This is a genomic window from Sedimenticola selenatireducens (genome assembly GCF_007625115.1).
GTDB classification, from domain to species: Bacteria; Pseudomonadota; Gammaproteobacteria; order Chromatiales; family Chromatiaceae; genus Sedimenticola; species Sedimenticola selenatireducens_A.
On record NZ_VMNH01000018.1, the window covers coordinates 86615 to 98948 of the forward strand.

Here is a 12334-nt window from a genome sequence, read left to right on the forward strand (position 1 = left end):
TCAGGTATGCGATCCACTCTACAACACACATACGTCCAGTTGCTGCTTGGGGCAATCGTATGGCTATTCTTTACCGGTACTGCTCAGGCTGCAGCAGTCGGAGCGACAGCGACGGTTTCGCCCAGTCGGGTGACACTGGGACGAACTAGTCCGGTAGTCGTTACTTGGCGGATCGAGACCAACAGTGTCTCCGCTGGTAACAGAGTTGTCTCTCCGCAAGGTGCATTCTGGAGCAGTTTTGGCGGAGACGTTCTGCTGGGGACAGTGGCAAAAAGCCTGTCTAAGAATGTTGGAAACACCGGGTCAGGCAATAATTTTACCAATCTCACTGAAGTGGTTTCAGTGCCTGCTTCTGTTATCTACAAGGCACAAAAACTCGGCTTGAGCAGCTTTGTTTATGTGCGTGGGCACAATGATATTGAGATACCGTCAGATGTTGAGGATACCTTTATTACCTTGACCATCACGGGTGGCGGGGCCGCTGGTTTTGCTGTGAACCGACAGGAGACGGAGTTTGATGACGGCTCTGCTGTCAGGCGGCTATTGAGAAATGAACCGATGTATGCTGTTACGCGGCTCAATTACAGTGGCTCAGGCATGCTCAAAGGCGTTTGGGAGCTGGCAACACCCGCTACCACCTATGGTGAGCTGGTTTATCGCAGGCTGAGTAATGTCCGGCAATTTTTCGGCGCCAGTGGTCAGGCATCACTCCAAAGTCCGCCACTGGAGACCGGGCAGCCGGGACGCTATATGGTTCGCTTTCGGATCGAGGAGCCAGTCACCGGATTCAGTGATTACGCTATCGAATATTATGTGGCCCAGGAGGCTGCAGCGATTGAGCCGCTACCACCCATCACGCTGGTACTGACGATGCCGCTGCATGGTGCCTACCTGCATGCTGACACGCGTTTCTCCTGGCAGCCTGTGGCCGATGCCCAGGCCTATCAGTTTGAGATATACAGTCAACCAGCAACGGATAGTTTCCCCGAAGGCGTTGCAAAAGCAGGTGAATTTGAATCAGATAGACACCCCAATACCTTGACGGGCGGGCCGGTTTCCGGGGCCTTGGTGCCCGCTTCTCAGACCCAGCTGGCGTTATCTGCAATCAGTCAGGAGCACTTGATTTCAGCGCAAAACTATTGGTGGCGTGTGTTGGCGATAGGTCGTGATGGCAGGGTCGTTTCCCAGAGCCCCGTGCGAGAAATTCGCTTGCCATGATGGGTCTTTTATCGCAATACCTCCTTTTCTGATGTCATGAGACAACACCCTTGCTGACAGAGGATCATGACCTGCTGAAGAGGGTGTCGGATGGCGATGAGCAGGCCATGCATAGCCTCTATCAGCGCTATGAGCCCTCTGTATATCGGTTTGCCATGAAGCGACTTGGCAATAGTTTTGATGCGGCAGATATACTGAATGACGTCATGTTGCAGGTGTGGCGTTCTGCCAACACATTCCAGGGTCGCTCAAAAATTTCAACCTGGATACTAGGTATCGCCCATCACAAAGTGATTGATCGTCTACGCCAGCGTGGAAAGGTCGAAGTTCAGGAGCTTGATCCGCAAATGGCTGATAAGAATGACGTCGGTGTGGTTCGGGCGTTATCTGCGGCACAGGAGTTGGAACAGCTGGCATTTTGTATGGAGCGTCTGAAGGATGGGCATCGTCAGGTGATTCATCTCGCCTTCTTTGAATCACTCTCGTATCCTGATATCGCACAGATACTCGATTGTCCCGAGGGTACGGTAAAGACCCGTATGTTCCATGCACGTAAACAGATCCAGTCTTGTCTTAGAAAACATTTTTTGCTAGACCCCGGTTAATATTTTTTAAACCTTCATGTGAAAGTGTTCGACTCATACAGAAAACAGTCGAACTTTAACTACAGGTTGAATCAATGCCCAACACGGCTGACAAGCAAAACCCCGCTGAGCTAATCCCTTGGTACCTGAATGGTACCTTGTCGCCGGAAGAGCGTGTGCGAGTGGAACACTATTTGGCACAAGGGGGGGAAGCCGCAAAGGCTGAATTGGAACTGCAGCGCCTGATACAAAGTCAGGCATCTGAGCAGGATGGTAGTTTAACGCCGGGAGAGTTTGGCTGGAAACGGTTACAGCGGGATTTGCACCGAGATGCAGAAAAGAAAAAAGTCCTAATGTGCCGATCCGACTGGTTACGACCGGCCATGGCAGCGGCTATAGCGGTGATCGTGATTCAGGCTGTGTTGCTGAATTCACACTGGTCACCATCTCAGATGGAAAGCCTGCAGCCACTGTCGGGGACGGTTGCTGCAAGAGGTTTCATGCAGATAAGGTTTCAGCCTGACACAACCGCGCTACAGATCAGCAAACTGCTACAGGAGATAGATGCCGTGGTTGTGAATGGTCCTAGTGCGGCCGGACTTTATCGAATAGGTTTGCTGGATGATTCAATCGCCAATAGAAAACGCGTCATGCAAAAACTGCAATTTGCCAAAGGTATCATTGAGCATGTGGCAGAAGAGCAATAATCACAACTCTCCGTTCATTTTGCTTGCACTGCTGTGGGGGTATCAGACTGGCTACGCGGCAGAGATTGGGTCTGTAGTAAGTAGTACACTCCAAAACCAATCATCGGCTCAGTTACAGCCACAGTATCAAGTTCAGCCGCAAGTGATGGAGATTGCTGTCCCGGTTATAACCGGTGCGATACCTTCGGGCTGTGTTAATCCTGGTGATCCAGTGCAGATTATGGGGCGTAATTTTCCTCCCCAAGGTAGCGCCGGTTTGGCGCTTGGTGGCAATGGTCAGCACTTGGATGCGACTATAAAAAGCTGGAGTACGACGCGGATAGAGATTGTCTTGCCACTGTCAGGACTGCAATCCGGCAAGACCTATTATTTTGGCGTGGAGAGGCCGGATCATAGTCGCTGGCTCAGCAATATCAGTCAGTCACTGATAATGTGTAAACTGCCTATACCAACCCACTCAAGCAGTTCCACTGCTCTCTCCAGACAGCCAATGCAGAGTAGTGGTAGCCGCTCTGGATTCGCCGCTACATCACAAGGCAATGACATCCCTCCTGCAGCATCCGATGATGTGGTGCCGCCGACAGTTTTACCCTCCCCAGGTAGTGCGCAGCGTTTCACGTCATCCGGTGGATCACTTATGAGTGGCGGTTTACCGCCGCCCCCTGAAGCACCAGAGTTGGTTGCGGAGATTGAGGAGAGCGGCGTCGAGCCGGGAGAAATTCTGATGCTTAGCGCGAATATGGATGAAGCGCGAATACTTGCCCAACAGGTGGCAAATTACGGGATACGCCCGATACGCCGGCAGCAATTGGCAGGAGTGGGTTTGGTGATCAGCACCTTTCGGCTATCGCGTGACGATCGTATAAGCAGGCGATTACAGCAGATACGGGAGGCACTCCCCGATATCTGGAGTGAGGCGAATCATCGTTATGAACTCATGGCAGATCGGGGAACGACTAATCTGGCAGCACAGCAGCAGATTGCTTGGCGTGCGGCGTCAGGTTGTGGCAAAGGTATTCGCATTGGGATGATCGATGCTGCAGTCGAACCAAACCATGATGCTTTGCAAGGACAATCAATTATCAAGCGCAGTTTTATTACGTCGGGTATCCTCAGTGCTTCCGCAGAGCATGGAACGTCCATCGCCATACAGCTTACGGGTGCACCAGGTAGTCATTTCCCCGGATTGTTACCCGAGGCGACCCTTTATGTGGCGGAGGTATTTCGACAAGAGGGAGACGGTCGTATCCAGACCACTACCGAGTGGGTCATTCGGGCCTTGGACTGGTTGGTTCAGCAGCAGGTCAATGTAATCAATATGAGCCTAGGCGGACCACGCAATTTGCTGCTGGAAAAGGTGTTAGAGCGGGTGATGTCGACAGGGATATCCGTGGTTGCAGCGGCGGGTAATCGGGGGGCTTCTGCGCCTCCTGTATACCCTGCTGCGCAGCAGGGTGTCATTGCCGTCACGGCGATCGATCAGGCGCGACGCATTTATTCGCAGGCCAATCAGGGGGACTATATTGATTATTCTGCGCCGGGGGTGGATGTGCGCCTCGCTCGCCTGGATGGTAGCGTTGTTTACCGGTCCGGTACCTCTTTTGCGACCCCCTTTGTTACCGCGTTGATTGCAAATACTCAACAAACTTCAAAAGAGCCTGATCACGGATTGGCTTATCTGACACAACAGGTGATTGATCTTGGTGTGGCCGGTAAAGATTCCGTGTTTGGCTGGGGCTTGGTTCAGGCGTCCAGTGCGTGTCCTTCTCAATAGAGTTGATTTAGCGGATCTATAGTGCACTCTTTAGTGTTTTTGGATCGAAAGAGGCGATTATATTTCAGGAATTCTGTCCATTTGCTGCCTCTGCAGCAAAATGTTGGTTCAGGAGGTGGTAAAAATTCCGCGAATCTCCTATTCTTCAGGACCCTTTTTGTACCATTAGAGCCACATAATGTTCCAAGACAGCCTGACAAATACCAATCTTGCCGCAGAGCGGGTACTGATATCTCCCGTTGATCTAAAGCGTCATTTACCCCTCTCTCCGGAAGGCGAGCGGCATGTGATCGAGGCAAGACAGACCATCAAACGGATATTTAACCGGGAAGATCATCGTCTGCTGGTCGTTACCGGCCCCTGTTCCATTCATGATGTTGAGGCCGCCAAAGATTATGCCCACCGTCTGAAGAAACTCCATGACGAGCTGGGCGACACCCTCTATATCGTCATGCGGATCTATTTTGAGAAACCCAGAACCACCGTAGGGTGGAAGGGTTTGATCAATGATCCACGCATGGATGACAGTTTCCATATTGAAGAGGGCCTGCATAAGGCACGTGAACTGCTGGTCTGGCTGGCAGAGCTCGGTTTGCCTGTAGCAACGGAGGCGCTTGATCCGGTCAGCCCTCAGTATCTGGGTGACCTGTTTGCCTGGGCGGCCATTGGTGCGCGGACTACTGAATCTCAGACCCATCGTGAAATGGCCTCGGGCCTTTCCATGCCTGTTGGCTTCAAAAACGGTACGGATGGCGGACTGGCTGTGGCGATCAACGCCCTAGAGTCAGTAGCCAATCCACACAGCTTTTTGGGTATCAACCAGAAAGGCCAAGTAACGGTGATTCAGACTAAAGGCAATGTCTGCGGTCATGTCATCCTACGCGGTGGTAATGGTGGTCCGAATTATGATTCGGTGAATGTGGCGCTCTGCGAAGAGGCGTTACGCAAGGCCAAGCTGCCAGAAAATATCATGATTGACTGCAGTCACGGCAACTCCAGCAAGAAGCCCGAGTTGCAACCGCTGGTGGCTGAGAACGTGATTAATCAAGTGTTGGAAGGGAATAAATCAATCACGGGTCTGATGTTGGAGAGCAATATTGAGTTTGGTAATCAATCTATCCCGGAAGATCTCAGTCAGTTGAAATACGGTGTGTCAGTCACGGATGCCTGTATCGATTGGGAGGCCACGGAGAAGTTGCTGTTGAGTATGACGGCGAAACTCAAAGAAGCACTGCCTGCGCGTATTCAGAAATAGTCCGTGTTTCTGTGTGCAGGTGTCGGAGTCGCCAGCGGGCGACTCCGACACCTGCAAGACGCGTAGGGTGGGCACGTCTTTTGTGCCCACGCTGTCCCTCCGCGTGGGCACAAAAAGTGTACCCACCCTACCAGGCTTTTAAGATGTCGGAGTCACCACCAGTGGACTCCGAAACCTATTGTGCCGAGATATTCGAAAGACCACTCGGCACAATCTGAAAAAATACCGGGCGAAAAAAAAGGCCGCAAGGAGGTTGCGGCCATAATCCAAAAGGAGGAGTTGGTCAGTGGTGGATGGCGCTACTTCGATACTGCATTTGGTCACCACCCCCGACCATGGGATGCATTAAACCACTGCTCTGAGTCATTACGCATTGCGAATTCGCAACCCCAAAAAAACTTTTTCAGTCCAGGACGCTCGTAATACTATTTGCCCATCTTCTGGGTGATCGCCAGGGCCATCTCCAGTGCCTGCTCATAGTTCAGGCGCGGATCGACCTGAGTCTTGTAGGCGCGTTTCAGACCCTCTTCATCCAGTCCGCGGGCACCACCGATACACTCCGTCACGTCGTCGCCGGTCAGCTCAAAGTGGACGCCGCCCAGAATACTGCCTTCACTCTGGTGGATTTCTATCGATTGCTCCAGTTCCGAGAGGATATTGTCAAAGCGCCGAGTTTTGTAGCCACTGCTAGTAGATTCGGTATTGCCATGCATGGGATCACTCACCCAGCAGACGTTGCCGCCCGTGCGTTTAACCGCCTGAATCAGACCGGGCAACTCCTTGGCGATCTTGCCTGCACCAAAGCGATGTATGAAGAGTAGTTTTCCGGCTTGATTCTCTGGGTTCAGTCGCTCAACCAACTCCTGAATCCACTGTTCCGACATACCGGGGCCTACCTTTACACCAACCGGGTTCTGGATGCCGCTGAAGTACTCGATGTGGGCGTCGGTGGTTGCCGCAGTCCGGAAACCAATCCAGGGTAGATGGGTGGTCAGGTTGTAATAGCCTGATCGATTGGGGACCTGGCGGGTGAGCGATTGTTCATAATGAAGGTGCAACCCCTCATGGCTGGTGAAAAACTGCACTCGGCTCAAGTCATTATTTTTCGCGCTACCCAGGGTTTCCATGAATTTTAGGGAGTTCGAGAGATCATTCACCACCCGATGATAGAGATCGGCCAGGGGTGAGTGACTGACGAAATCAAGATCCCAGTTTTCCGGGTGGTGTAGATCGGCAAAGCCACAATCAGAGAGGGCACGAATAAAATTGAGCGTCATGGCTGCCCGGCCATAGCCGCGCAGAAGACGCACAGGGTCGGGCACCCGTGCCTCCTCGGTAAACTCAGGACCATTGATCAGATCACCCCGATAGCTGGGTAGAGTGACCCCATCCACGGTCTCCATATCAGCCGAGCGCGGTTTGGCATACTGCCCCGCAATTCGCCCGACCCGGATCACCGGTTTGTTCAGGCCGTGAATCAGCAACAGGCTCATCTGCAGCAGGATTTTCAGTTTATTGGTAACAATCTGCGCATTACAGTCACTGAAGTTTTCCGCACAATCTCCGCCTTGCAGCAAAAAGGCTTCACCTCTGGAGGCGGCGGCGAGTTGGCTTTTCAGTGACTCAATCTCCCATGAGGTGACCAGCGGGGGCAGCAGTGAGAGTTGTTCCAGGGTGGCGTCGAGAGCGGCCTGTGAAGGGTAGTTTGCCTGTTGAAGTGCAGGCTTTTGCTGCCAGGATTTGGGGTGCCATGGGTTCATGAAGTGACTCGGTATTCAGGTAAATAGGGTTGAGGTTTGTAGGTATATTCCTTAGATAGAGGCATCAGGATAACGGATATGTTGGCTCTTGGGGAGGTCGAGGAGCCGTCCGGCATGGGTATACCCGCCGGACGGTTATACAATTAATCCATTAGCTGAGTAATTAATGCTCGGCAGATGCCTTGCGCCCTAACTCAAACGCCTTGTCGTTGATCTCTACAAGTTCGGGTTTGCGTCCCCGAAAACGATCCAGTATCTCGTTTTTCAACACTTCAGCCGGAAAGGGCAACAACTCGGAAATGGCCCCCAACATGACGGTATTAACCAGTTTGAAGTTACCCAGCTCGCGGGCTATAGCGCCGGCATCGAAGGCATGATACTCAATTCCGGTCGCGGCAATTTCGCCGATCGGGTCTTCGGGGTAATCATAGAGCCCGAGGCTGACCACGGGTGGCTCCTGGCGGGTGGTGTTGATCATAGCTACACCCGTTGGTCTCAGGTGACTGATCCAGCGAAGGGCCTCTGCAGGTTCGAAACCCACCAGTATGTCGGCCTCACCCGGGGGGATGGCAGGAGACAGCACTTGGGCGCCAAAGCGGACATGGGAGGTGACGACGCCACCGCGTTGCGCCATACCGGCTACCTCGGTCTTTTTTACATCGAAACCCTGGGAGAGTGCGGTCTGTGAAAGGACCTCCGCAGCGGTCATGACGCCTTGGCCACCGATACCGGCGACCAGGATGTTGGTAATCTTATTTTCGTTCACAATAAGTTCTCAGCTATGGATCGTTGGGTTCAGTTAAACCTGATTTACTGCCGTATGTAATCGGCCAGGGGCAGGATGGCGTCTGGCCCGCAGGTCTTGGGACATAGATCGCAGCCGGTACAGGCGCCGCTCTCGATCTTGACGAAGGCCAGCTCTTTTTCTGAGCCATTGGGTTTAATGACCGTCTCTCTGCGTGTGACAAGGATGGCCGGGCAGCCAATGTCCAGACAGTTTCCACAGCCGGTACACTTATCATCATCCACGGTAAAGGCCGGTTGCGCCCCATAGAAATCAATCAATACACAGGGTTGATTAGTGATGATCACAGAGGGTTCGGGAATTTTCACCTCGTCCCGCAATGCAGTGAACAGAGAGGGTAGTTCATAAGGATTGACCTCATGAATACGCTCCGGTTTAACACCCAGCGCTTCACACAGTTTGCGGAAGTCGATTTTCATTGCATCCTGGCCATGAATATCGCGACCACTGGCAGGATTGTCCTGGCCTCCCGTCATACCCACGGCGCGGTTGTCCAGCAGGAGGATCGTGACATTGCCCTTGTTGTAAGTAATGTCGAGCAGTCCCTGCATGCCCATATGCATGAAGGTCGAGTCGCCGATCACGGCGATGATCTTCTTGTCCTTGTCTGCTTCAACGCGTCCTTTATCCAACCCGTGGGCGATGCCCATGGAGGCACCCATGCAGATGGTGGTGTCCAGGGCATTCCAGGGGTGACCGGCTCCTAGGGTGTAGCAGCCGATATCACCAGAGATGGTGGTGTTACGGATCTTCGACAGACAGTAGTAGATACCCAGATGGGGACAGGCAACACACATGGTGGGGGGCCTGGGGAAAACGTCAATACCCGTAGCCGGATCGATGCGCGCTACAGGTGGTTTGATTTCGATAGGTGTCTTGGTCGGGGCCACCTCAGGCGCTTCTTCACCGAGGAGCTTACTGATGGCAGGCCGCAGCACGTTGGGCGAGAGCTCGCCAATACGGGGTAGTATCTCTTTACCCAAAAGCTCAATTCCAGCTGCCTTGAGTTCGGTCTCCAGGATGGGCTCAACCTCTTCCGCGATTACCAATTGATCGACCTGTGTCGCCAGTTCACGAATCTTGGCAAAGGGTACTGGGTAGCTCAAACCAAGCTTGATAACAGCGGCGTTTGGATAGGCCTCTTTTACATGCATGTAGGTTGGACCAGAGGTGATAAAGCCGATGCGGCTGTCACTGCCCTCCTCGATCACATTCAGGTCGCACACCTCACTATAACGCTGCATTTCGGCTTCACGTTCAAACATCATTGGCAGACGTTTCTTGGCAATGCCGGGTGTCATAATGTAGCGGCCGGGATCCTTTACAAAACCCTCTGCTTTGGAAAAGGACGTGCGGTTACCAAAGGTTACGACGCCCTTTACATGGCAGATCCGGGTAGTAAGGCGCAGTATGACCGGCGTGTTGAACTGCTCTGAGATTTCAAAGGCCCGTTTGGTGTAGTCAAAGGCCTCTTGGGCATCTGCCGGTTCAAGTACGGGTACATGGGCAAAGCGGCCCCAGAAGCGTGAGTCTTGCTCATTCTGTGAAGATGAAAGGCCCACGTCATCGGCAACGGCAATCACCAGGCCGGCCCCAACGCCTGCCAGGGTCTGACTCATCAGGGCGTCTGAGGCGACATTCAAGCCCACGTGTTTCATGGCGCAAAGCGACCGACTGCCGGCCAGTGAGGCGCCAATCGCTACTTCCAGCGAGACCTTCTCGTTGATGGACCACTCGGAGTACATGTCTGGGAGCTGTGAGGCGTACTCCAGAATTTCAGTGGATGGGGTACCCGGATAGGCGGCAGCTACATTACAGCCGGCCTCCCAGGCGCCACGGGCTACCGCTTCATTACCCGACATAAAACGCCGATGGTTTTCGGCCAAGGGGGGGACTGCACTCACAATGATCACCTCTGATTACTTGAAACAACAGGGGCTGTCACCAGCCCCTGGAAATATAACTACCCTATATAAATCAAAAAACTCTCTAAGGGGTCAGAGTCAATTCATCAACGAAAAGCCATGGTTGCTAATGAACTCATGCGGATTGACTCCGACCCCTTTCGGTTATTTCTTGCGGTGGTCGATAACCCGCACCGCCTTGCCCTCTGAGCGTGGGACTTCGCCTACATCTTTAATGACCACCTTACAGGAGACCCCGATAAAGTCCTTGATGTCACGCACCACCTTGGCCGCTGTACGATCCCTGGCCTCCTGTGGCTGTTCCATCAGGGGAGGGCTGCCCTCTACATTGACTACCATGGTGTCCATGCTGCCTTCACGGAACAGTTCGATCTGATAGAAGGGCGAAAGGGTTTCGCTCTGCATCAGAACGGCTTCGACCTGGGTTGGGTAGACGTTGACACCGCGAATAATCAACATGTCATCACTGCGGCCGGTTATTCTCTGCATGCGCACATGGGTGCGGCCGCATTTGCAGGGCGCTTTATCCAGTACCGAGATATCACGCGTGCGGTAGCGGATGATGGGGAAGGCCTCTTTAGTCAGGGAGGTGAATACTATCTCTCCCTCTTCTCCGTAGGGCACCGGTTTGCCTGTATTGGTGTCGACACACTCTACCAAGAAATGATCTTCCCAGATGTGCAGGCCGTTTTTCGCCTCGATACATTCATTGCCAACACCGGGCCCCATTACCTCCGAAAGACCATAGATATCGACACAATCGATTCCCAGACGGGACTCCAACTCATAGCGCATCTCTTCGGTCCAGGGTTCCGCGCCATGGATGCCGACCTTGAGGGAAAGCTTTCGAATATTGATACCCATCTCATCGGCCGCTTCGGCCAAATTCAATGCGTAGGAGGGTGTGCAGCTTATGGCGGTAGGGGCAAAGTCTTTTAACAGCATGAGCTGCTTCTGAGTCTGTCCGCCAGACATCGGTGTGACCATCACGCCGAGTTCTTCACCACCGTAGTGCAGCCCCAGACCGCCGGTAAACAGGCCATAGCCATAGGCGTTGTGTAGTCGATCACCGGGATGCAGGCCAGAGGCAGCAAGACAACGGGCAACCAATTGGGCCCAAGTACGAATATCTCGCTTGGTATAACCGACCACAGTGGGCTTTCCTGTTGTGCCAGAGGAGGCGTGCACCCGTACCACCTGCTCGGTAGGGACCGCGAACAGGCCAAAGGGATAGTTTTCCCGCAGGTGCTCTTTTTTGGTATAGGGGAGATGGCGGACGTCACTGAGTTGCTGGATGTGTTCGGGTTTGACCCCCAGTTCATCCATGGCATTCCGATAGAATTTAACCGTGTGGTAACAGCGCTCCACCGTGGTTTTCAGGCGTTTGAGCTGGAGTGCCTCCAGCTCTTCTCTGGGCATGGTCTCAAAATCGGAATGTAGGATCATCACTTAACTCCCGGGATCAGCTTTGTTTTTCATCCACTCCGTCACCTTGTCTGAGCGACGGAAAACGGTGCCGGTAAACAGACCCACAAGACGCCCTTCGCTTGTTTTGACCTCTATAGTATAGAGGCCGGTGCGTCTTGTTGAGTTTTCTTCTCGGGCTTCCGCAATGAGCTGGTCCCCTTCACGGCTTGAGCCCGGGAAGCTGAGTGTTGTTGACAGGGCCAGAGAGGTGGTGCCATGAGAGTTGGATGCAGCGGCAAAGGCAAAATCAGCCAGGGTAAAGGTGACACCGCCCTGGGTAACCTTCACGGCATTCAACATGTCTGGACGAACGATCAGCGATGCACGAGCGTAGCCCGGTTTGATCGATTCCAGTTTGATGTCCAGCAGGCGAGCAAATTTGTCCTCTTGCTCCATCCAGCGGCCAATCGCTTCGGCTTGTAGTTCTGTTTCTGTCGTCATAAAAACCCTATTCTAAACGCGGGACCAGGGATGACCAAGTCCTTTCTGTTGCATGGGATACAGTTTCCAGAGAAACCGTATGTGTGGGTACATTATTGTTCTGCCAGTCGTTCCGACAGTAGCTGGTAACCGTCCTGACGCAACTGCTCATCTACAGCCACGGGGTTATCCGCGGTATAGCGCACAATGGCAACGCGTTGTGGGCTATCCATATGGGAGACGGGAGAGACGACGGTGGCGATATAGCCGCCGGCATCGTTGATCTTGTGCAGCAAGCCGGCGAGGGCGCGGGCCTTGTTGGGCAGGCTGACCGCGATGCGGGTGGTCTTCTCCAACCCACAGCCCATGATATCGAGGAAGAAGTCGAGGATGTCGGTCTCACTGACCACGCCGACCAG

The 12334-nt window shown here is 53.3% G+C and carries 11 protein-coding genes; 5 read left to right on the top strand and 6 right to left on the bottom strand.

The genetic code is table 11. The annotated features are described in order from the left end of the window. Positions 1-6 precede the first annotated feature (6 nt). From FHP88_RS13765 to FHP88_RS13785, 5 genes are all read left to right on the top strand, one after another. Entirely contained in the window at positions 7-1218 is a 1212-nt protein-coding gene (locus FHP88_RS13765) for a hypothetical protein (RefSeq protein ID WP_144359666.1), read from the top strand. 50 nt (positions 1219-1268) lie between these two features. Continuing rightward, positions 1269-1823 (top strand): RNA polymerase sigma factor, encoded by a 555-nt coding sequence (locus FHP88_RS13770; protein WP_144359667.1) that lies wholly within the window; start codon positions 1269-1271, stop codon positions 1821-1823. A 74-nt stretch (positions 1824-1897) separates the two neighbouring features. Continuing rightward, a complete protein-coding gene (locus FHP88_RS13775; protein ID WP_144359668.1) occupies positions 1898-2509 on the top strand; it encodes a zf-HC2 domain-containing protein in 612 nt (203 codons plus the stop codon). Next, positions 2490-4283 carry a S8 family serine peptidase gene (locus FHP88_RS13780; protein WP_186297726.1) on the top strand — a complete coding sequence of 598 codons (1794 nt, stop codon included), beginning with the start codon at positions 2490-2492 and terminating at the stop codon, positions 4281-4283. Before FHP88_RS13775 ends, FHP88_RS13780 begins: the two co-directional genes overlap by 20 nt. Before the next feature lie 178 nt (positions 4284-4461). After that, positions 4462-5538 carry a 3-deoxy-7-phosphoheptulonate synthase gene (locus tag FHP88_RS13785; RefSeq protein ID WP_144359670.1) on the top strand — a complete coding sequence of 359 codons (1077 nt, stop codon included), beginning with the start codon at positions 4462-4464 and terminating at the stop codon, positions 5536-5538. A gap of 425 nt (positions 5539-5963) precedes the next feature. Here FHP88_RS13785 and FHP88_RS13790 read toward each other — a convergent pair whose 3' ends face one another. From FHP88_RS13790 to FHP88_RS19185, 6 genes are all read right to left on the bottom strand, one after another. Continuing rightward, complete coding sequence (locus FHP88_RS13790) at positions 5964-7298, bottom strand: class II 3-deoxy-7-phosphoheptulonate synthase (RefSeq protein WP_144359671.1); 1335 nt, start codon at positions 7296-7298, stop codon at positions 5964-5966. Between the two features lie 163 nt (positions 7299-7461). Beyond that, entirely contained in the window at positions 7462-8064 is a 603-nt protein-coding gene (locus FHP88_RS13795) for an indolepyruvate oxidoreductase subunit beta (RefSeq protein ID WP_186297727.1), read from the bottom strand. A 44-nt stretch (positions 8065-8108) separates the two neighbouring features. Continuing rightward, complete coding sequence (locus FHP88_RS13800; RefSeq protein ID WP_335341531.1) at positions 8109-10007, bottom strand: thiamine pyrophosphate-dependent enzyme; 1899 nt, start codon at positions 10005-10007, stop codon at positions 8109-8111. A 165-nt stretch (positions 10008-10172) separates the two neighbouring features. After that, entirely contained in the window at positions 10173-11474 is a 1302-nt protein-coding gene (locus tag FHP88_RS13805) for a phenylacetate--CoA ligase family protein (protein ID WP_144359672.1), read from the bottom strand. 3 nt (positions 11475-11477) lie between these two features. Next, positions 11478-11936: a hotdog fold thioesterase gene (locus tag FHP88_RS13810; RefSeq protein WP_144359673.1), complete on the bottom strand. Its 459-nt coding sequence runs from the start codon at positions 11934-11936 to the stop codon at positions 11478-11480. Between the two features lie 92 nt (positions 11937-12028). Then, positions 12029-12334 (bottom strand): hypothetical protein (locus tag FHP88_RS19185; RefSeq protein WP_335341532.1); only part of this gene is annotated, 306 nt, incomplete at its 5' end.